Genomic DNA, 21,159 nt, shown 5'->3' with positions numbered 1-21,159 from the left:
CTCGCCGCGGGGATCGTCACGATCCAGCTGCTGGAGCCGGTCCCGGTCCGGGTCCAGCGTGAGCTGGCGCAGGACGCGGCGGAGGTCCTGAGGTTCCTCGGCCTGCCGCCCCGCCCCCCCCAATACCTTCAACACCATTCGGAGTATCCAGGTGATGGACCCGATCAGGATGTCCGTGGCGAGAAGTACGCTGGCGAAGGAGGCGGGACCCCGGGATCGGCCCTCGCGGGGTGAGGACGATGGCCAGGACCGGCCGGCCGCTTCGCGCGGACGTGCAACGACCGCGCTGCAACGGCGAAGCCGAGCCAGGTCGACGACGAAACCAAGCGCAAGGTGAAGAGCGCCCGCACTGCGGCGAGCAACAACGTGTGGCACGTCGCCGCGGACTGGTGTGAGGCGTTCGGCCCGGTCGTGTTCGGGAAGGTCGAAGAGCGTCTGCGCACGGCTGCCCTGGCCGAACGCGGGCGCCTGAAGGCGCTGCTGGCCGCCGGGGAGCCGTTGGACCAGCCGCAAGTGCTCCTGCTGGACGACATCCCGGTCTACGGGCGCAGCCACGCCCGGGGCGGAGCGTCGCGCAGGGATGAGGGCTTCTTCCTGCTGGTCGCCGGCGAGGTCGTCTGGGGGCCTGCCCCCGCCGGACCCGATGACAGCGCTGGACCGGTCGCTGAAGCTGAGGGTTGTGCGGGCGATGCCCAAGAGCAACGCGCCCTCCTGGCGGTTGCTGTTCGACGAGTTGGGGTATGCCCCGGACTTCGTCGTCGCTGACGCCGCGCCCGGGGCACCCCAGGCGGCAAAGGCACCCGGGAACCGCATCCGGCGCGGCGCCCGGGCAGGTCAGGTGCCGGCAGCGGCGCGCGTGTTGGCCGTCGCGTGAGTGCCGCGGTCTCGCGTCGGGACGCGCGAGCCGGAGCAGTTCGCCGCTGCGGTTCTCGTGGCAGCCGAGCAGCTTGGTGTCCGGGCAGACGCTGTCGGCTTCGTTACTCCCAATCGCCACCGCTGGGGTTCCATGTCTCGCCAGCAACGACACCGGCGAGCACAGGGTCTGCGAACGCGACGACTGCTTCGAGGACTGACGCGAACTGTTCGGGCAGCTGGGCGGAGTTGCTGCGGCGCCGCCAGCCAGCCCACCGTGCCTGCCCGAGCTCGGCGTACCCGTCGAGGACCTCGGCCAGTGGCCGGATGTTCGCCTTGCGGTGACGGGCGACCGCACCGATCGCGCTCGCCAGGTCGCTCGCGCTGATCGGGTGCTGGCGCGAGAGGCTCCAGATGTCGCCGAAGTCGCGCCAACGCGTGTTCGCGATGCCGCGCTGAATGGCGGTCACGATCTTCTCGGCGTAAACCATGTGCATCGGGTAGCCCGGCAGCTCGATCGGGTCGCCACCTCGAAGCCGGGGCACGGCAACGGTTGTCGGCTCGGGCCAGATCGGATCACCCACGTTCACGTCGACATGGAACGGGAGCTTGGCGCTGGCAAGGTGCGCTTCGACGTGCACACGCACTCCGGAATACTCGTCGTCCTCGCGGATGATTTCAGCGGTCGCCGTGTCACCGACGAACTCGATGCCGTCATCGCCGGGCGGCTCGGCCACCAGCACTCGGCGCACCAGCTCCAGAATCGTCTCGGTGTCGTTGGCAAGGTCGATGCCGGCCAGGTCGACGTCCTTGGTCGGTCGCCGTGAGTCGAAGGCGGCCAGCAGGACGCCGCCCTTGAGGACGAAGCTCTGGCGAACCTCACTGACCGCGAGGCGGGCGAGGAACCCCTCGAGCACGTAGAGCTGAAGCAACTCTTGGGTCGGGCGTCCGGTGCGGCGAGCCTCGTTCTGGAGGTCGAGGTAGGCATCGCCCGACGGCGTACCCCTCGTCACGCGGCTCACAGCAGGATCTCCAACGTCTTGCGCAGCGCGGTCTGGGCGCGCGGGAACGACCTGGCCAAAGCCAGAAGATCTGAGGGCTGACCGCCACGACGGAGCCATCGCTTGAGTGCCTCGTTGGCGAGATCGGGACCCTCGAGTTGGCGCATCCGGAAGGCGTCGATGATGCTTCGCTCGGCGGAGTAGAGACCGATGCTGCGTCCACCGTCGGTGTCCAGCCGCCCGCGGCCGATGGCGAAGGTGTCAGGGTCGAAGTGGCGCCACCTGACCGGGGCAGCGGTCTCCGGGGTCCACGATCCGCGCGGGATAGCGATGTCGATCTCGACCGGGATGTCGTCGATCAACTCATGGCGAGCGAGGGCCGAGCGCAGGCAGAGAGTGGCCTGGGGTGCCTTGGCGGCGATCTCGATCAGATCCTCATCGCCCAGCCAGTCACTTTTGCGGTACAGGCCGCGGGAAAGCGCGATGATGCTGCCCTCGTCCTTGAGACGGCGGAACTGACGCTCGCTGACGTGGTCGAGCGCCTCGGATGAGCGAAAGGTTTCGGGCAGACTGGCGAGCAGTTCGTCACTCGTCGGAGCCATGACCACACCTCCTGGGTCGGGAAACCTCAACACCAATGCCTCTAGTGTAGGGGATTCGCGCCGTTCGGGGGATGGTCGACGTACTCATCAGGCCACCTCACTGTCGCCAGACACGACGGGCGAGTTGCGCAGGAGCAGCTGCTCGAACAGGTTGGTGGCTGGGGTCGACCCCATGCGGGACCTCCAGAGGCGCGTTGGCGGGAGTGCGGTGTGGGGTGCACTGTGCCCGGGGTGCCCCGGGTGGCAAAAGGCGCCCGGGAACCGCGTTCGCCGCCGCGCCCGCCCGGGCCGGTCAGGCGGCGCCCGCGCCCACCACCGCCTTGCACGTGTCCAGGATCTCGCCCCGCGAGCCCGGGAACGACGGTGCGAGAGTATCGAACGCCGCCCAGAGCGTTGGGTCGTCCCCGACGCACGACCTCGCAGAGGTCTTCGTCACTCCCCGACTCAGCGGTCTCAGACGAACGCCGCTTGACGACAGCTACGCGGTGCCTTGTCAGGCTGCCTCTGCTGGTAGGCCCGGATACGTTTGCGACAGTCGGAACCACGAAAACCGCCCTCGACCTCGCCAGCGTCTTGACGTCCTACGCTGGGAAGGTGACTGACGCCGTCGGTGGTCGTGCCCCGTTCCAGGTCTTGGTGCTGCCCTATCGGCAGGTCACGGAGGGGCTCGAGTACGCCTTGTTCCGGCGTGCCGACGCCGCGTATTGGCAGGGTGTCGCCGGTGGTGGGGAGGCCGGCGAGTCACCGCTGCGAGCGGCCTGGCGGGAGACGACCGAGGAGGCGGGGCTGACCGGTGACCTCGATTTCGTCGCGCTGGACGCCCGGGCCACGGTCCCGGTGGTCCTAGTCACCGGGGAGTTCACGTGGGGTCCGAAAGTGCTGGTGATCCCGGAGTTCGCGTTCGGCGTGCGCGCCGTGGAGAACCGGTTCACGTTGTCGGACGAGCACACCGAGTACGAATGGTTCACTTTTGATGGGGCGACGAAGGCCGCGCGGTGGGACTCGAACCGGACGGCCCTGTGGGAGTTGGACCACCGGCTTCGGCACGGCCTGGTTCACCCGCCAGACTGAGCCAGGAGTCGGGCCAGACCGGCACCGAGCACCGGTCACGGACGCCCGATCGATTCGCGACATGCGGGTCGGACAGTCAGCCCCGCGAAGGAACCTTAGAAGCCGTACTCAACACGACGCGAACTCAGCGGGCGCGAGGTCGTAGGGCACGGCGCTCGGTCCATCAAGACCGAGGGACGCGCAACGGTCAGGCGACCGGTGCGGGGACACGCTCTACGGTGCCGGAACGGTCCCGCCGAAGCCTGCGTGTCGGTCCCTGTGTTCGGGCCGCCTGCTGACGAAATTGTCGTCGTCGCCTCCCGGCGACCCTTTCCAGCCCGAACAGCTGGCAGCCGTTGGGCGGCAAGGGATCACGCCGGTTGAGCGCGGCCCGCGACTTATCGCCATTCGTCACCTGGATACGCCGAATGGTCCTTCAACTTAGTGTGACGGCCCTGGACGGTGTCCGGATGGCTAGGGCTGGACAGCAGATGGTGCGGGACGACGAGGGTGGGCTGGCGGATCGGATCAGCGTGGGGGTGCTGGCGAAGGCGTTCCCGCGCGAGCTCGTGGAGTCGGTGATCGATGCGGTCGGTGCGGGGTTGCGGTGACGATCCCGTCGGAGGAGGCACTGTCCAAGGCGCGGGCCCGGTTGGGTCCCGAACCGTTGCGGTTGCTGTTCGAGGAGGTCTCGTGGCCGTTGGCGGGGCCGGACACGACCGGGGCGTTCTGGCGGGGTCTGCGCGTGACGAGCGTGGATGGCACGACCCTGGACGTGCAGGACACCGGCGCGAATTGGGAGCGTTTCGGGGGCCCGACGACCAAGACGAAGCAGGGCGAGCGGCTGCGGGGAGCGTTCCCGCAGCTGCGGCTGCTGGTGCTGGCCGAGTGTGGGACCCGCGCGTTGATCGCGGCCGGCGTCGGGGCGTACTCGAGTGGCGTCGCCGACGGCAGCTACGTGTCCGGACTTCCCTGCGCCTGCCACTCGATCCGTGAGGCGATCTGCGCCGCCGCCACCCTCACCGACGACGACCCACTACGACTGTCCCAGCGCTGGCAGATCGAGACGGCCTTCGATGCGGTCAAGTCCCAGCTCAAGGGCAATGGCGTCGTGCCGCGCTCCAAGACCCCCGACGGCGCCGAACAGGAATGCTGGGCCCTGCTCCAGGGCCATATCGGCGCTGACTCCCGTGTTCGCCACGATGTTCAACGAGTACGTGCCGGTCGCCGAGGACCTGGACCCCGGCACCCAGGACATCGTGGACGGCACGCTGCTCCCGTGCTGGTCATGGCACGGTCAGCGCCAGCTCGACTCCGGCAAGCACGGCACCACGGGCATCAACGTCCAGGTCGTCTGCGACCTGAGCGGCCGGCTCGCATGGATCTCAGACGCCGTCGACGGATGCCGCCACGACATCGCCGCGCTCAGGATCTCCGGCGCCCTCGACACCCTCGACTCGACTATCTGGATGGGCGACAAGGGATACATCGGAGGTGGCATGCTCACCCCTATCAGGAAACCCGAACACCGCAACCTCCTCGACTGGGAGAACGACTTCAACCGCGAGGTCAACAAGATCCGCTACATGATCGAGCGAACAATCGCCCACCTGAAGACCTGGAGGATCCTCCACACCGACTACCGGCGACCACTCTCAACATTCACCGAAACGATCGCCGCCGTAATCGCTCTCCACTTCTACAAGATCGCCGGTGAATAACCCTCTAGGTGTCCCTCAGGAGCGTCATGCACATCGGAAAGAGCGCTGCGGTCGAGGCAAGCTCGTCAGCATTTCGCTCCACCTACGAGCCCGAAGAATTGCCCGCCGACGCCACACGAATCCTGCTGGAGTCACACACAACACGTTCCAAGAAGTCGAGCGTTGTTGACGGCCAGACCAACGAATCGTCTCGGGAGCAGGTTTCTCTTGCGACGCTCGCACTGGAAGATTTCGAAGTGGCGCGATGGAGGTCGGCACCAGCATTCCTTGTAGAGCTGACGGCCGATTCCAATGGCTCTTTCAATCTGGTCGGCGAGCACACGATGCGAATCGCGGGCGTTGACTACCGCGCACGGACCGAAAGTAAACGTCAAGACGCCTTCGGTGCGTGGGACTGGTCGATCACAGCTGTGGCGGTCCCCCTGGACCTGCTCGACGGCCAGGTGCTGGGCGACGTGCGGGTCAGCGGCAGAGGGCTGGCTCCGCCCGCCGATCTCCGGACCGTCAACCTCGAGCAGTACTGGACCGGCCGCCGAGAACTGCTGGCACTCGAGCCCAGATGATTTTGTCGTCGTGTTTCGTCAAGGGGCGTGGTCAAGGGGGCATTCCGGATGGTTTCCGGGGTGCCCCCTTCCGTTGCAGGTCGTCCGCATCGGGCGCTTGCGGGTCGGAGGCAGCCTGCCTGTCAGGCGGCGGCAAGATGCGCGATCGCCCGGTCCCGCCATCGCTGCCCGGTCCGGGCAGTCACGACGTGCCCGTGCTCGAGCATGACCGCAGCCATCCGCGTCCCCACCACGCTAGGATCAACTCGGACCTGAGCGACCGCGATCTTCATCCGTTCCTCGATGTGGTCCACGAGCAGTTCCGGCACGTCCGCTGACCGAGGCGAGCCCGTCGAGCAGGGCAAGTCGTCGAGCAGGGCAAGTCGGCGGGCAAGGCAAGTCGGCGGGCAACGTAGGTCGGCGGGCGAGGCGAGGTCCTCAGGCAGGGCAAGGTCGTCAGGCAGGCCGAGGCCATCGGGCAGGGCAAGGTCGTCAAGCAGAGCTGGGTCGTCGCGGGTTCGCTACGCGTTCACCGCAACCACGTTCGTCGTTTGCGCGAGAACGACGGGAAATCACCTGTCATCGAGGTCTTCGTTGACTTTTCGACCGAGGACCACTACGACTAGCAGCGTGCCACCAAAATCAACCCGGCCGAGCATGATGAATCAGTACGGCCTCTTGTCAGCCGGAATTCTGCTCGTGCTTCTGCACGCATTTCTGAGTGTCCTCAATGTGGGCAAAGTAGGACAACCGAGCGATATCGGTGGCGGACTTCTCCTGCTCGCCGGCTATCTACTGGTGGCCATTGCCGTGCTGCGGCTCGTCTGGCGGCTCGGGCGTGCCCGACTGGCTCGACGGAACGACGACCAAGGTCCGAGAACTCACGGTGGGACGCAGATGTGAAGCATTCACGCAGTGTTCACGCACGCAGAGTTTCCGGTCGTCTGGCGCTGGTCGGCGTCCTGACCGCCGGCCTGGTCGGACTCGGGCTTGCGCCGGCCCAGGCGGAGACCTCGCCGCAGTCGCCCCGCGACCAGCGGGTCGTCGTGGTGGCTGCGCGCGCGGGCGACAAGGGCTCCCCCACGGTCGTCGCCGATGCGAGCGAGCCCCGCTCGTACGAGTTCGCCACCACCGTGCCGGCGGGGAGCACGCTGCGACCCGCCCAGGCCGGCGCCGCCAACGCCCGGGTGACCGGGGACATCCTGGTGGCGGGCCCGACCGGAGCGACCGCCGGCGCCTTCGACGGGGCGTGGGCACAGGACGCCAAGGGGCGTCCGGTCGCGACCTCGTACGCGATCACCGGCACGAGGCTCATCCAGACCGTCGTGCTCGATGCCGCGACCGTGTATCCGGTGACCTTGAACGCGCCGATCTACTCGTCGATCGCCGCCAGCCCTTCGCCCGCGGGGCCGGGCACAGCGCGAACCGCTGCTTCCGCACCAACGGCGACTTCCACTGCTCCGGCGACAACGGTGACGACCGCGACTTCGCTGCCGTTCGTCGCTGTCCCGGGGAACTACGTGTACAACCCCGCGCTCGGCGCCCTGCACGACTACTGCACTGACGCACCCGACGAATTCCCGGCGCCGTTCGCCCCCAATGCAAATTTCCGCGGCCCCTGCGCGCGCCACGATCTGTGCTACGAGGCTCACGTCGCAGGCAAGTCCGCGTGCGACAACGGCCTGAATACCGACATGTATACCAACTGCGACTACCAGTACGGCGTCTTCAGCGCGCTTCGCAGCCCGTGCCACGCCACGGCCGACGTCTATTGGGCCGCGGTGGTCGTCGCCGGCGGATACTGATCGAATCCGCACGTCGGCGATTCACGGTCGACATCTGCACCGGGGCTGCACCGGCTCCGGTGCCGCGGCGTGGTCGGCCGACGACCGCACCGGGTACGCGAACGACCTCGGTTTCGGCGCCGATCTGGTCGCCGTCACCGACAACGTCAACCAGTCCAAGGGCGATCAGGACCTGGAGGGACGGGGTGGCGACCGTCTTCGTCGGTGCCGCCGTCGTGCTCTACCTGCTGTCCCAGGGTGGCGCCACGGTCGCGGGACTGTCCGGACCGCGCGCGCCGGCCGTCGCCATCTTCGCGTTGGGAGTCGGGGGGTGTGACACGGCCAGGTCGCACATGCAGGACGTGTACGGCGTCGGCGGCAGACCGCGTCCGCCACTTGGTTACGTCGTGCTCGTTTCGGCCCTTGGCATCGGCACGCTCGTGGCGGGCATCGTCGCGATTTCCGGCTTCGCCGGGGTCCGCGACCGGCGGCGAGGCAGGAAAGCCCTCCCCGCCACCGGTCGCGGCCAACCGATCAGGCGCCGCTCGGCGCGACGCTCGGCGCGATCCCCACGTCACCCCGCACGCGCAGCACGCGTACGACGACGGTTCCCAGCGTGAGCCAGATGGTCGCCACTGCCGCGAACAGGCCGACGATCAGCAAGTTCCCCAGGCCCGCCAGGGCCTTGGGCGGTGCCGGGTGGTAGGCCGACTGACCGATCGTCACCTTGACCGTCGTCTTGGCCGTGACCGGCTGCGCGCCGCTCGCCGTGTAGCTCGCGACGAACTCCTGCGGCCCGTTCGACGTCGGCTTGTAGAGGTGGTCGGCGTCCGAACCGAGCGTCAGCCGGGCGACGCCGTCGGTGTCCGTGCTGACCGACCCGAGCGGAACCAGCCGGCCCGCGCCGAACTCCTCGCTGGTGAAGCCGAACGCGACCGGAGAGTGCACCAGGGGCCGGCCGTCCGGGCCGGCCACCTTCGCGGTGAGCTCCATCAGGCCGCCCACTTCGGCGCCGGCGACCGTGATCGCGGGCGGGCCGACCGGGGCAGCGTGCGTCGTTGCGGCACTCGCCGGAGACGCGCCCGCCACCCCGAACGCTCCCAGCACGCCGACCAGCAGCAACGCGCCGACCCCACCGAGCACGCGGGTAGCCGTACCCGGCGCACCCACCGGGCTCGGAACGCGGGGCTCGCTCTTCGCAGCGTGCGACGCAGCAGCCACCGCCGCGGCCTCCGCCTCGGCCTCGTTGATCTCCTCGATCTCGTCGATCGAGAGCACCGGGACGACCCGGAAGAGCAGCATCAGCCCGAGCGGCACCGCGGCCAGCGCGGCGAGGGTGATCGAGATCGAGACCCAGGTGAAGTGGTACGCACCGAAGGCGTGCGTCATCGTGTCGTACGAGGCGGGCGCGACGATCATGAGTATGCGCTTGAGCCACATCATCGGCACGATGAGGATGGACGCGACCACCATCCCCCGCACGTTCCTCGTCTTCGGGCACGCGACGAGCAGCAGGGGCAGCACGCCACCGACCACGACGAACATCCAGAAGTAGACCGCCAGGTCACCGACGAGCAGCTTCGCGAACACCGCCGCGGTCGGCTCGTCCGCGACGTAGGCACCGGGCAGCAGGTCGGCGAACGTCATGTACAGGTAGGTGGCGGCGAAGGTCGCGAGGATGAAGCCGAGGCGCACGAAGTGCCGCGGGTGGATGAGCGACTCGAGGTGGTAGCCGCGGCGGAACCCGGCCACCACCAGGATCACCAGGGCGACCCCGGAGTACAGCGCGGCGACGACGAACTGCGGCGCCCAGATGCTCTCGTGCCACCACGGCCTGCTGGTGGTGGCGAAGGCCCAGGCGAGCACCGAGTGCACCGAGACGGCCAACGGGATGATCAGGATGGAGATCAGTCCGAGCGCGCCCGCCAGCACGCGGCGCTGCCGTTGCGCCCCGACCCAGCCGCCGGCGACGGCCTTGTACAGGCGTGCCCGACGACGACCCAGCGCCTGCCCGTACTTCGTGTGCAGGATCGCCATGTCCGGCACCAGCGGGAGTGCGAAGAACACGATCGACGCCGTCATGTAGGTCATCACCGCGATGAAGTCCCAGAACACCGGGGCGGTGAGGTTCGGTCGGCTGAGCAGCTCCCAGAGCAGCTGGGGGCGGCCGATGTGCGGAATGATGAGCGCCGCGCCGACGAGCACGGTGACCACGGCGGTGCCCTCGGCGAGCCGCGTCAGCGGAGCCCGCCAGGTCGCGCCGGTCAGGCGCAGGATCGCGGAGACCACGGCCCCGCCGTAGCTGACGCCGATGAAGGTGACGACGTCCGCGATGTACACGGCCCAGAAGGCGTGGTCGCTGTAGCCGGCCACGCCCATCCCGCCCATGAGCTGCACCACCCAGGCCGCCACGCCGGCCAGCACGACGACGCCGAGGAGGCTGACGGTGACCCGCCAGGCGCGGCTGGGCGGGGTGAACGGGCGCAGCGACGCCTCAACGGGGTCCAGCACGGTGCGTTCGACGGTGCTCATGCCTGTCCCCCGAGGTTCTGGCCGTGGCCGAGGATGTAGTAGACGCGCGGGTTCGTCCCGAGCTCCTCCTTGTAACGAACGGCATCGTTCGCGCGCAGGAACTCCGAGAGCACGACTGTCGTGCCCGGCCCGTTCACCGCGATGTCCGTGACGAGGTCACCGATGTACAGCACGCCCATCGGGCAGCCCGCGACGCAGGCGGGCAGCTCCCCGTACGGCAGCCGGTCGGCGCACAGGACGCACTTGCCGACGGTGCCCTTCTTCTGCATCGGCATCTGGGGCATCGACTTCGCCATCGGCAGCAGGCGCTTTGTCGGCAGCGGCTCGGTCCAGTTGAAGTACCGCGCCTCGTACGGACACGCGGCCATGCAGGCCCGCGAACCGACGCACGCGTCCTCGTCGACCAGGACCAGGCCCTCATCGGTCCTGATCGTCGCCCCGACGGGGCAGACCTTCAGGCACGGCGGGTCCTCGCACATCATGCAGGGCCGCGGCATGGCGAACGTTCCGCCCGAGGTGTTGGTCATCGAGTAGACCTTGATCCAGGTCTGCTCCTCGCGGAGCTCGTGACGCTGCTGGCACGACCTCGTGCAGGACTGGCAGCCGTCGCAGATCCGCAGGTCGATCACCATGCACCAGGCGTGCTCGGGATCGTTCTTCTTCGCGGCCGACGCCGTCGTCGCCGCGTTCGCGTCGTCCTTGTAGGTGACCGTCGCCAGCGCACCGCCGGCGGCTGCGACGCCGAGCGTCGTCAGGAGGTTCCGTCGGCTCAGGACCTTGATGACCTCCTCCTTCACCTTTGGAGAGAGGCCGGGCGGCACCTCGAGGCCATGGTTGGCGGGCTGCATGTCATTCTCCCTTGCGTTCACTGCTGGTTCACGTCTCGGTCAAGAACTCGGCTCAGGGCTCGCGTCGCGTGACCCCCGCCCAGGCGGCGACCAGCGACGCCACGGTCCAGGCCGCGAGCGATCCGCAGACCGCGAGCGCCGCACCGGTGGTGCCGACGGTGACGTTCAGGTAGGCGCCGAACGGTCCCAGGGTCAGCGCGTCCGCACCGGACGCGAGCACCATCAGCACGCGGCCCGCCTCGAGGGGATTGAACAAGACCCCGACGAACAGCCCGAACGAACCGAGGTGGACGCCCGACGCGACGCCCGCGAGGACGAGGTCGATCGCGAACGCGAACAGGAACCACGCCCCCATCGACAGCCCGAGGGCCGCCAGGCGGCTGCCCGCGAGCGCCGAGATGGCGACGCCGAGCGCGACCGAGACCATGCCGACCCCGAGCGCGGCGACCACGATGGCCAGCAGCCCGCCGACGTCGGCCGTGCCCGCGACACCCGCGAGCAGCAGCGCGGAGGCACCGAGGCCGACGCCGATCGTGAGCCACACCGCGCCGACCAGGCCGACGATGACGCCGGTCACGTGGTCGAGCCGGGACATCGGCTGGACGAGCATGAGCGGCAGCAGGCCGCGCTCGCGCGCCGAGGCCACGGAGTTGGCGCCGAGCAGGATCCCCATCAGCGGCGGGAACAGGATCGCGAGGTTGATCAGCGCCGCCGTCCCGGGCCCGACCCCCGCGAGCCCCAGGTCGCTGAGCGAGCGCAGCCCGAGCAGCGTCGCGACCACGCAGACGATGGCGAACGTGACGGCGCTGCCCACGACGAGGCGGCCGCGGACCGCGAGGCGGAACTCCCAGCCGGCGACGGCGCGTACCGCGGACAGGTTCATCGCGTGCCCACTGACGTCGGACGGGCGGCTGGGACCCCGGCGTGCGCACCGAGCGCAACCGTCGGTCGCAAGGACTCCACGGTTCCGTCGTGCACCACCTGCCCGTGCTCGAGCAGCACGGCCCGGTCGGCGACACCCGACAGCTCGTGCCGCAACAGGCTCGTGACCAGCAGCGGCATGGCGATCAGCGCGCAACCGCCGGTCTCGCGCAGGGCGCGCAGGGTATGCCACAACGACGCACTGTGCTCCTCGTCGAGGCTCGCGTCGGGCTCGTCGAGCAGGACGAGCGGCGGCGAACCGGTCAGCGCGGCCGCGAGCGCGACGCGCCGGCGCATGCCGCCGGAGAGTGCGCCGATGGGGCTCTCGAGCGACGGCAGGAACCCGTCGGGCAGCGGCACCGCGGTCGCGAGGTCCTTCTCGTGGCGCAGGCTCACCCCCCGCAGCCGGGCGAAGAACGCGATGACCTCGCCGACCGTCACTGCCTCGGGCAGGGCGACGAGCTGGGGCAGGTAGCCGATCAGACCCTTGCGAGCGGCGGATCGCGGGTCCTTGCCCAGGACCCGGATCGAACCGTCGAACGAGGTGAGCCCGGCGACGGCGCGCAGCAGCGTGCTCTTGCCGGACCCGTTCGCCCCCACCACGAGGGCGATGTCGCCGCTCGCGAGCCGCGCGGACACGTCGTCGAGCACCACGTGCTTGCCGAACGACTTGGTGATCCGGTCGATCTCGAGCAGCTCGTCGCCTTGGTCGGGCAGCTGTCGGGGAGTGCGCATCAGGACCTCTTTCCGAACGACGGTGGGCGGCGCTTGGCGCAACGCACCAGGACGAGGGAGCAGGCGAGCAGGCTCAGGCCGCCGAGCAGGCCGGTGCCGAGCGCGACGCGCGTCGCCACCGGTGGCAGCGACGGCGACCGGGGCGCCATCAGCGGGAAGCGGTCGACGACGACGGGGTGCTGACCGGCCGAGCGCTGCTCGACGGCGCGCAGCAGCGTGAACGACGGACTCGTCGCCAGCGCGAGCAGGGCAGGGTCCCCCGCGAGCAGGCGACCGGCGGCCGCGCCCTCGACGTGCGGGATGTCGCCGATCCCGTTACCCGCCCGGTCGAAGCCGCGGTAGTCACTCCAGTAGTTGCCCACGCCATCGCGGCTCCAGCGCGAGGGGCCACCGCCCCCGTCGGGGCCGAGGCCGAGCACCTGCACCGTGTTCTGCACGAAGCTGTTGCGTGACATCACGGCGTCGGCCGTCGGGAACACGCCGACCCCGATCTGGTTGAGCGCGACGGTGTTGCGCTCGACCGCGGCCGGGTGCCCTTCGCCGGCCGCCCCCTCGATCTGCAGGCCGACGCGGTTGCTCACGATGACGTTGTTGACCAGCCGCGCCCCGCCGACGTCGAGCAGCAGCACGCCGAATCCGGTGGCCGCCGAGACCTGCTCGCGGATGACGTTCCCGTCCACCGTCACCGGACCGCCGTACATCATGACCGTGCCGGACTCGTCGGTCGTGAACCGGTTCCGCAGGACCGTGACGGTGACCCCGTACATGCCGTGCACCGCGTAACGGCTGCCGACGACGCTGTTGCACTCGATCCGGATGTCGCTGCCGTGCGACAGGTACACCCCGTCGCGCACGTCGGAGATGGTGTTGCCGCTGACCAGGGGCGCGGTCGCGTCGAACAGCGACACGCCGTCACCGCGGCCCGCCTGCGCGGCGCCGTGGCCCGAGCCCATCTTCATCCCGCCCATGTCCCCCTGCGACATGGCCGGGGACGCACCCGAGACGGCGACCGACTTGCGACCGTCGATGACGTTCCCGGTGATCCGGGCGCCGCGAACGCCCTCGACCCAGATACCGGTGTAGCTGTCGCGGATGTGGTTGTCCCGCACGACGACGTCGTCGGCCTCGACGCTCACGCCCGCCGGGTTGTCGACCGGTCCGGGCCCGCTGCCCTCGACCATGAGGTCGCGGACGGTGGTCCCCGCGGCGCGGATGGTCAGGACCGTGCCGGTCCCGTCGCCCTGGAGGATGGGGTGCCCGACGCCGACGAGCGTGATCCGGCGGTCGATGACGAGCCCGCCGCGATACACCCCCGGCTGCACCGTCAGGGTGCCTCCGGTCGGGGTGCGGGCGAGCCGGTCGGCCAGCTCCTTCATCGGGTGGCTTGCGGGGCTCGCGGCCATGCCGGCCATGCCTGCCATGGCGTCGTCGTCGCCGCGGGAGGCGGCGCCCGAGCCCGCCTCGGCTGCGCGCGGCGCGGCCGCGCACGCCGCGGGCTGGGCAGAACCGACCGCGCCGGCGGGGCCGGCGACGGCCAGGATCACCGCACCCACCAGGGCGGCCACGGACGCGGCGCGACCTCGGCCGGAGATCACGGTGCCTGCGGTTTCGCGTCGGCCAGCTCCGCGCCGGCGACCGCGGCCGGGCCCGGGCTCAGCCGCCGCGCGAGGTACGGGGCGGAGCTGAGCACCGCAGCGGCCAGCGCGATGAGCAGCAGCGACATGCCAGGGGTGGCAAACACGGTGAAGTTCATCAGCGTGGTCGGACCCACGACCAGGGGCGTGAACGGCTCGACCCGGATCGGCGAGGTGGGGTCCAGGCTGTGCCCGACCTGCCACAGCCGGAACTGGATGTCCACCAGCGCCCCGACCGGGATGAGCCAGACACCGGCCCGGGCGATCCACTGCACCCAGCGTCGGCGGGTGACGACCGTCGCCACCGCCGCGGCGATCGCGAGGGCGATCACGTACGGCCAGAGACTGAGCTCCGGCATCCCGACGAAGTCGAACGGCGGCATGCCGATGTAGTGCGAGAGCTCGTTGATCTCGCCCAGGTCGCCCTTGACGGTGTTCCCGTACACCGAGATCGCGAGGCCCTGCGGGTACTGCGGTGCGGAGAACTTCGCGTGCCAGAGCGGGAGCCCGGCGGCGACGAGCAGCAGGGCGACGGCCGCGAGGGCCGTGCCGAGCCGAACGAGGACATGGCGACGGTGGCGCTCCACGTTCTGCTGCCGGCTCATGAGACGGTCAGCGTTCCCTGCATCCCGCTCTGCCGGTGACCGGCGACGGAGCAGTACACCTGGTACGTGCCGGGCTTGAGGGTCACGGTGGCCTGCGCCGTCTTGCCGGCGGTCGCGGTCAGGTGCACGTTCAGCGCGTCGATGGTGAGGTCGTGATCCATCGCGCCCTTGTTGGTCAGCTTGATCGTCGTCTCGCCGGCCGCCGCCTTGAGCGGTGCCGGGGAGAACGCGTACTCCGTGGCTTCGATCGCGAGCTCTGCGCCCCGCGAGGACGACGCCGGCGACGGCGAGTGCGAGGACATGTCCATCCCCGGGGCCATGCTCGTCGCGGAGCTCGCCCCGGGTGCGCCGACGCTGCTGCAGCTCGTGACGAGCAGGAGCGCGGCCGCGATCGACACCGTCCCCATCGCCGTCGACATGGCGCGCTTGGCGAAGCTCATCTCAGGCCCCCTTCGGTGCCACGAGCAGCCAGCCGTACATCTCCATGTGCAGGGCCGAGCAGAACTGTGCGCAGTAGAAGGCGAACGAGCCGACCCGGTCCGCCGTGAACTCGACGTTGACGACCTCGCCCGGATCCAGGGTTGCCTGGATGTTGTACGCCGGGATGGTGAAGGTGTGCGTCGCGTTCTCGGTCGTCTCGATGTTGGTCAGGTGGATCCGCACCGTGTCGCCGACCGTGACCTTGAGCGTGCCCGGCGTGAAGTGGCTGCGCATCAGCGTCGCGTAGACGTCCACCACGCTGCCGTTGCGCTCGACGCGCTCCTTGCCGGCCACGATCGCGTGCTCGGAGAGAGCCATCGTCTGCGGGTCGGTCCCCGGCGTGTACACCTTGAGCGGCTTGAGCTTGTCGGTATTGATGATCTGGGCGTAGTGCGGCTCGGAGTTGCCCAGCGGCATGCTGCTCAGCGTGCTCAGCGGGCTCGAGTCGAGGTCGATGAGCTCCAGGTTCACCGGGTGCGTCGGGCCCAGCTTCTGCACCTGGTCGAGCGACCACTTGTTGAGCGCGACCAGGTACTTGCCGGTCGGCTTGACGGTGTCGCCGCCAGGGATCGCGAGGTGCCCGATGTTGTAGTGCACCGGGATCTTCTCGATGAACGTGAACGGCTTGTCGGTGACCCCCGACTTGGGCCCGAGCGTCCACTTGGCCACGGCGCTGTCGATGAACAGGCTGGTGTACGCGTTGCCCTTGCCGTCGAACTGGGTGTGCAGCGGCCCCGCGCCGACCTCGACCTGCGCCGCCAGTACGACGTCCATCGCGATGATCGGGACGCCGTAGCGGTCCTTGCCCTGGTAGGTGCCCTTGGCGATCGCGTCCTTGATCTTCTCGATCGAGAACACCGTCACGTGGGGATCCAGCTTGCCCGCGATGAGGATGTAGTGGCCGTCCGGCGAGACGTCGACGCCGTGCGGGTTGCGCGGCTCGGGGACGAGGTGCAGCACGCCCTCGCTCGCCGCAACGCTCAGGGTGATGACGCGCATGCCGTTGCGCTCGACGAACTTGCCCGCGGCGACGACCTTCTCGGCCTTCTTCCAGTCGATGATCTGGAGGTAGTCGAAGTTGTTCTTGGTCGCGCCGACCTCGGGGGCGACCGGCTTGGCGGCCGTGCCCCCGACCGCGAGCTCGGTGTTGAAGGAGTTGATGAAGCCGAAGCCGTTGCTCGCGAGCTTTCCGGCGTCTGCGAGGTCCTGGTTGTACGGCGGGAGCTCGACCTGGAAGCTCTTCTCCGGCACCAGCCGGCCCGTCTTCGGGTCGATGTGGAACCAGGTCGAGTACCCGCGATAGAGGTCCGCGTAGCTCTCGAGCGGCGCGTAACCGTTGTCGGTCGTGGGCCGGGGAGTGATCGAGGAGATGTGGGCGTACTCGCTGTTCGGGGTCACGCACATGCCGTGCGAGCTGCCGAGGTTGGGGATGTCGATGATCTGCTTGGTCTTGAAGTCGGTCAGGTCGACCATCGCGATCCGCCCGTTGGCGCGGTCGTTGATGTAGATCCACCGGCCGTCGTACTCGCCGTCGGTCTCCGACAGGGCGGGGTGGTGGCTGTCGCCCCAGCCCAGCGAGGAGCTCTTGGTCGGGTTCGAGCCGGCCTTGAGGATCTCGTCGCTGAGGTCGGCTCCGAAGCCGTAGCCCGAGTAGGAGTCCCGGCTGAACACCGGGATGACCTTGAGCAGTCGCATCGACGGGACGCCGATGACCTGGACGGCTCCGAGGTGGCCGCTCGAGGCGAACATGTAGTACGGGTCGTACTTGCCCGGGGGGACCGTCGTGGCGAGCGCGCCACGGGCCTCGTCCCCGGACAGGCCACGGCTCGTCGCCATGGCGCCCAGCACGCCGTCGCTGGCCATGGAGGAACCAACCCGCGACGTGACCACTCCGAGGGCCGCGCCCGCGACGACGCCCCCGCTGATCCCGATGAACTGCCTGCGCTGAATGCCGGACATGGCAAATCCTCCAGGTGCTGACGAATTGCGCACGACTTTGTTCGCTAAATCGAGCATCAATTAGCACGCCTACGAAGAGGCGGCACCCCAACGGTGACATTGCGGGTTCGGGAGGATCTAGGCCGAAAGTCCCTGGTCAACGCGGATGAGCCGACCGCCACACAGGGATCGAAGGCCTCGGGGACCGGTCCGAAGAATCTCGACCAGGGCGCCGCCTAGGCTCAAAGTCCCTGATCGCAGCGTCCGCGAAGCAAGATTCGGCGCGCGAGAATTCGCATCTGCGCGAAAATCTGCACCCTACGCGAAAAATCGAGCCTGCGCGAAAATCCGACATCCGTGCGCGAGAAATTCCGCACCGTGGGCGCGAAATCAATCTGTCTCGGGCACAAAAAAGGGTGACCACCCGCGAGCGCGCCCCGCGGACGGTCACCCTCAACTGACCGAGCCGGCGGGTCAGTGCGCCTTCGCGTAGTAGTTCGTGTCGATCGCACGCTTGCGGGAGCGCTCGATCTCGGCCTCGGCCTCGACCCGGCCCTCCCAGTGCGCGCCCTCGACCGACTTGCCGGGCTCGAGATCCTTGTACACCTCGAAGAAGTGCTGGATCTCGAGCAGCCGGAACTCCGAGACGTCCTCGATCTCCTGGCGCCAGGCGGCGCGCTGGTCGCCGGCCGGGACGCAGAGGATCTTGTCGTCCAACCCCGCCTCGTCGCGCATGCGGAACATGCCGAGCGCTCGACAGCGGATCAGGCAGCCTGGGAAGGTCGGCTCGTCGAGCAGCACCAGCGCGTCCAGCGGGTCCCCGTCGCCGCCGAGGGTCCCCTCGATGTAGCCGTAGTCGTCGGGGTAGCGCGTCGAGGTGAACAGCATGCGGTCGAGGCGGATCCGCCCCGTCGCGTGGTCCATCTCGTACTTGTTGCGCTGCCCCATCGGGATCTCGACCGTGACGTCAAACTCCACTGTGCGCCTCCTTGCGACTTCGTCCGACATTGGACGACTGCGGTGAGGGCGTCCGCTCTACTACGGCACCCCGCTGGTTGGCCCATTCTCACGCGCTCCCGCGCTCGGCGCAGGGTAAGCGTCAGGTGGGTACGCCGTCCACGAGCCGTTGGGCGGGGCTCGGGGCGCCGCGCACCGTCCTGGGAAGGTCTCGGATCCTGTCCCACTGCCCCGGCACCGGTGGCGGACCGAGCGTCGAGAAACCGGCCAGGAAGGCGGAGATCTGACCGGGCTCGACGGGCCGCGAGTACAGGTATCCCTGACCCAGGCGGCAGCCCATCAGCCAGAGCTCGTCGCGCTGCTCGGCGTTCTCGATCCCCTCGGCGACCACCTCCAGGCGCAGCGAGTGGGCCAGCGCGATGACCGCGTTCACCAGCACACCCGCGTCCGGGTCACGGGTCCCCAGCCGGTCGACGAACGACTTGTCGATCTTGAGGATGTCGAACGGCAGGGTCTGCAGGTACGACAGGCTCGAGTACCCGGTGCCGAAGTCGTCCATCGAGATCCTGACTCCGGCGGCGCGCAGGGCGTGCAGGTGCTCGGAGATCTGCGGCACGTCGAGGGCCAGGACGCTCTCGGTGAGCTCGAGCACCAGCTGACCGGGGCGCAGCCGATGGCGGCGGATGGCCGAGAACGCCTCGTCGGCGAATCCGGGCTCGCGCAGCTGGCGCGCGGAGACGTTCACCGACATCTGCAGGGCGCCGCGGCCGGCGCCGGACCAGGAGGCCAGCTGGGCGCATGCCCGGTCCAGCACCCACCGGCCGAGCTCGATGATCAGGCCGGTCTCCTCGGCGAGGGCGATGAAGTCCGTGGGCGGGAGCATGCCCCGATCCGGATGCTGCCACCGCACGAGCGCTTCGCACCCGGTGACCTCGCCGGTCTCGATGGCGACCATCGGCTGGAAGTGGACGACGAACTCGTCGGCCTCGAGCGCCCGCTCGAGCTCGGTCCGGCGGTCGAGCCGGTCCCGCATGCGGGTGCTCAGGTCCTTCTCGTACTGCACCAGCTGGCCCTTGCCGCGTTCCTTCGCGGCGTACAGCGCGAGGTCGGCGGACCGCATCAGCTCGGTCATGTCGAGAGTGTCATCGATGCCGCCGGTCACCACGAGCCCGATGCTCGCGCCCACCCTCAGGTCCTCACCATGAACCGTGAAGGGCGTGGCGAAGGCGCCGAGGGCTCGCTCGGCGAGACCGGTCATCCTCGTGCCCTGGGAGACGTCCTCGACCAGGACCGCGAACTCGTCTCCGCCGAACCGCGCGACGGTGGCATCCGCTCGGAAGCCGGCCTGGAGCCGGGCCGCCACCTGCTGCAACAGCTCGTCCCCGCCGGCATGGCCGTGGGTGTCGTTGACTTCCTTGAAGTCGTCGAGATCGATGCTCAGCATGGCGATCGCGGCCCCCGACCGTGCCGCCCGCGCCATCGCGTGGCCGGCGCGATCGGCGAAGAGGGCTCGGTTCGACAGTCCGGTGAGGGGGTCGTGGAACGCCTGGTGCGTGAGGCGAACCTCGAACGCGCGACGCTCGGAGACGTCGCGCATGGTCAATACGATGCCGGCGACGCTGGCGTCCTCGAGCAGGTTTCCCGATAACACCTCAAACGCCACGCAGGTACCGTCGGCGTGCACCAGGTGCCAATCGGTGTTCGCCCGGGTCGGCGTCGCGCCTGCTTCGAAGCTCGCGAACAGCTCCCGCGCATCGCCGCGGTCCTCCTCGGCGAGGAAGTCTGCGATCTGGAGCCCCAGGGTCTGCTCGACCGCCAGGCCGAGGTTCCTGCCCAGCGACGGGGTCGCATAGGTGATCACACCGAGCCGATCGACCACGACGATGACATCCCTGGCGTTCTGGAGCAGGACCCCGAGCCGTTCCTCGCCCTGCCGCCGGCGGGCGCCCTCGGCCAGGTTTGCGCTCTCCACCGCGATACTGACCTGCGCGGCCAACCTCACCAGCGCGGCGTGCTGTTCGACCGAGATCGGCTCGACCCGTTCGACCACGAGCACCCCCCAGGTCGCCAGGTCGTGCCAGAGCGGTAGCTCGCTCACCGTCGCCGCCGCGTTGCGCCGTCCCCCCGCCTGCGCCCCTCGCAGGAGCCGACCGCTCGGGGCGAGGTCCTGCGGCCCCGCACGGCCAGCCACGCATCGTCCGAGGTCGGGACCGACGACGTAGATGGCGGCCCGAACGTCTCCGCTCACGCCGGTCAGGAAGCGCGCGCAGTCCAGCGCGACCCGGTAGATCTCGCCCTGCCCGTGCGCTGCCACCAGCTCGGCGCCCAGGCGCACAAAGGTCCGCTCGAGGTCGAGCTCCCCTCGGCGCTCGTCCAGGAGCCCCCAGAGCCGGACCACATGCAGCAGGACGAGCAGCGCGCTGGACCACACCATGACACCGTGGTGAGCGGGTAGCCCGGTGACCGACCCCGCCAGCAGAACGGTAGGGACGATGAGTGCCGACGCCGTGAGCAGCTGCTTACGCAGCAGGTACCTCGTCGGCCGCGCCAGCCGCGGCGCGATCTCACCGCTGCGCGCCTGCGCGGGAACCAGGGCGAAGCAGCCCCAGGTCACCGAGCACACGACGTACGCGACGGCGACGACGCGCCGGACGGCGGTCACTTGCCCGCTGTGAACGGCGGCGTCCGCCAGCACCCACGACGTCAGCCCCACCCCCGTCGTGATGACGACCGTGTCGATCACGCGCGCGCGGACCCTCGCCCACGAGTAGGCGCGGACGATGAGCAGCAGCGCCGCGACCCAGGCCAGCGCCAGGAAGAGCCAGAGGACGGTCCGGATCGTCGGGACGAGGAAGTACGCCGCCGTCCCCGCCACCGAGGAGGCCAGGAGGTACACCCGCAGCAGCCACATCAGGCGCGAATAGGACGATCCGGCGGGCACCGGCCGGATCGGCTCG

The 21,159-nt window shown here is 69.3% G+C and carries 19 protein-coding genes; 6 read left to right on the top strand and 13 right to left on the bottom strand.

The genetic code is table 11. The features are described 5' to 3' along the window. Positions 1-333 precede the first annotated feature (333 nt). Entirely contained in the window at positions 334-765 is a 432-nt protein-coding gene (locus VIM26_RS11715; RefSeq protein WP_331951333.1) for a hypothetical protein, read from the top strand. Positions 766-977: 212 nt separating this feature from the next. Here the strand turns inward: VIM26_RS11715 and VIM26_RS11710 are convergent, their stop codons facing one another. Together VIM26_RS11710 and VIM26_RS11705 are read right to left on the bottom strand one after the other, a co-directional pair. Beyond that, positions 978-1,865, bottom strand: coding sequence for a nucleotidyl transferase AbiEii/AbiGii toxin family protein (locus VIM26_RS11710; protein WP_331951332.1), 888 nt, complete (start codon positions 1,863-1,865; stop codon positions 978-980). Positions 1,866-1,870: 5 nt separating this feature from the next. Next, the gene (locus VIM26_RS11705; protein WP_331951330.1) at positions 1,871-2,455 is read right to left on the bottom strand and encodes a hypothetical protein; all 585 of its coding nucleotides are present in this window, start codon (positions 2,453-2,455) and stop codon (positions 1,871-1,873) included. A 594-nt stretch (positions 2,456-3,049) separates the two neighbouring features. Here VIM26_RS11705 and VIM26_RS11700 point away from each other — a divergent pair. From VIM26_RS11700 to VIM26_RS11685, 4 genes are all read left to right on the top strand, one after another. After that, entirely contained in the window at positions 3,050-3,526 is a 477-nt protein-coding gene (locus VIM26_RS11700; RefSeq protein WP_331951328.1) for an NUDIX domain-containing protein, read from the top strand. Between the two features lie 449 nt (positions 3,527-3,975). Beyond that, positions 3,976-4,116, top strand: coding sequence for a hypothetical protein (locus tag VIM26_RS11695; protein WP_331951326.1), 141 nt, complete (start codon positions 3,976-3,978; stop codon positions 4,114-4,116). Positions 4,117-4,695: 579 nt separating this feature from the next. Beyond that, a complete protein-coding gene (locus VIM26_RS11690) occupies positions 4,696-5,226 on the top strand; it encodes a transposase family protein (RefSeq protein WP_331951324.1) in 531 nt (176 codons plus the stop codon). Positions 5,227-5,252: 26 nt separating this feature from the next. Next, on the top strand, positions 5,253-5,789 hold the full coding sequence (locus VIM26_RS11685) for a hypothetical protein (RefSeq protein ID WP_331951322.1): 537 nt from the start codon (positions 5,253-5,255) through the stop codon (positions 5,787-5,789). Between the two features lie 122 nt (positions 5,790-5,911). Here VIM26_RS11685 and VIM26_RS11680 read toward each other — a convergent pair whose 3' ends face one another. After that, complete coding sequence (locus VIM26_RS11680; RefSeq protein ID WP_331951320.1) at positions 5,912-6,097, bottom strand: hypothetical protein; 186 nt, start codon at positions 6,095-6,097, stop codon at positions 5,912-5,914. Between the two features lie 570 nt (positions 6,098-6,667). Here VIM26_RS11680 and VIM26_RS11675 point away from each other — a divergent pair. Then, entirely contained in the window at positions 6,668-7,573 is a 906-nt protein-coding gene (locus VIM26_RS11675) for a phospholipase A2 (protein WP_331951318.1), read from the top strand. A 513-nt stretch (positions 7,574-8,086) separates the two neighbouring features. Here VIM26_RS11675 and nrfD read toward each other — a convergent pair. The 10 genes from nrfD to VIM26_RS11625 all read right to left on the bottom strand — a co-directional run bounded on the left by nrfD (position 8,087) and on the right by VIM26_RS11625 (position 21,143). Then, positions 8,087-10,084: an NrfD/PsrC family molybdoenzyme membrane anchor subunit gene (gene nrfD / locus VIM26_RS11670; protein WP_331951316.1), complete on the bottom strand. Its 1,998-nt coding sequence runs from the start codon at positions 10,082-10,084 to the stop codon at positions 8,087-8,089. Then, positions 10,081-10,932, bottom strand: a complete 852-nt coding sequence (locus tag VIM26_RS11665; protein ID WP_331951314.1) for a 4Fe-4S dicluster domain-containing protein — start codon at positions 10,930-10,932, stop codon at positions 10,081-10,083. Before VIM26_RS11665 ends, nrfD begins: the two co-directional genes overlap by 4 nt. 52 nt (positions 10,933-10,984) lie before the next feature. Then, the gene (locus tag VIM26_RS11660) at positions 10,985-11,815 is read right to left on the bottom strand and encodes an ABC transporter permease (RefSeq protein ID WP_331951313.1); all 831 of its coding nucleotides are present in this window, start codon (positions 11,813-11,815) and stop codon (positions 10,985-10,987) included. Continuing rightward, complete coding sequence (locus VIM26_RS11655; RefSeq protein WP_331951311.1) at positions 11,812-12,588, bottom strand: ABC transporter ATP-binding protein; 777 nt, start codon at positions 12,586-12,588, stop codon at positions 11,812-11,814. Before VIM26_RS11655 ends, VIM26_RS11660 begins: the two co-directional genes overlap by 4 nt. Beyond that, positions 12,588-14,183, bottom strand: a complete 1,596-nt coding sequence (locus VIM26_RS11650) for a NosD domain-containing protein (protein WP_331951309.1) — start codon at positions 14,181-14,183, stop codon at positions 12,588-12,590. Before VIM26_RS11650 ends, VIM26_RS11655 begins: the two co-directional genes overlap by 1 nt. Continuing rightward, a complete protein-coding gene (locus VIM26_RS11645; protein ID WP_331951307.1) occupies positions 14,180-14,827 on the bottom strand; it encodes a hypothetical protein in 648 nt (215 codons plus the stop codon). Before VIM26_RS11645 ends, VIM26_RS11650 begins: the two co-directional genes overlap by 4 nt. Next, complete coding sequence (locus tag VIM26_RS11640; protein ID WP_331951305.1) at positions 14,824-15,267, bottom strand: cupredoxin domain-containing protein; 444 nt, start codon at positions 15,265-15,267, stop codon at positions 14,824-14,826. The genes VIM26_RS11645 and VIM26_RS11640 overlap by 4 nt, the downstream gene beginning before the upstream one ends. Position 15,268: 1 nt before the next feature. Continuing rightward, positions 15,269-17,266: a Sec-dependent nitrous-oxide reductase gene (nosZ, locus tag VIM26_RS11635; protein WP_331951303.1), complete on the bottom strand. Its 1,998-nt coding sequence runs from the start codon at positions 17,264-17,266 to the stop codon at positions 15,269-15,271. Between the two features lie 453 nt (positions 17,267-17,719). Beyond that, entirely contained in the window at positions 17,720-18,223 is a 504-nt protein-coding gene (locus VIM26_RS11630; RefSeq protein WP_331951301.1) for an inorganic diphosphatase, read from the bottom strand. A gap of 121 nt (positions 18,224-18,344) precedes the next feature. Continuing rightward, entirely contained in the window at positions 18,345-21,143 is a 2,799-nt protein-coding gene (locus VIM26_RS11625; protein WP_331951299.1) for a putative bifunctional diguanylate cyclase/phosphodiesterase, read from the bottom strand. Positions 21,144-21,159 lie beyond the last annotated feature (16 nt).

It is taken from the genome of Pengzhenrongella sp. (assembly GCF_036565025.1).
Taxonomy (GTDB): Bacteria; Actinomycetota; Actinomycetes; order Actinomycetales; family Cellulomonadaceae; genus Pengzhenrongella.
Note: the sequence above shows the minus strand (reverse complement) of the source record. Positions and strands in the feature narration are given on the sequence as shown.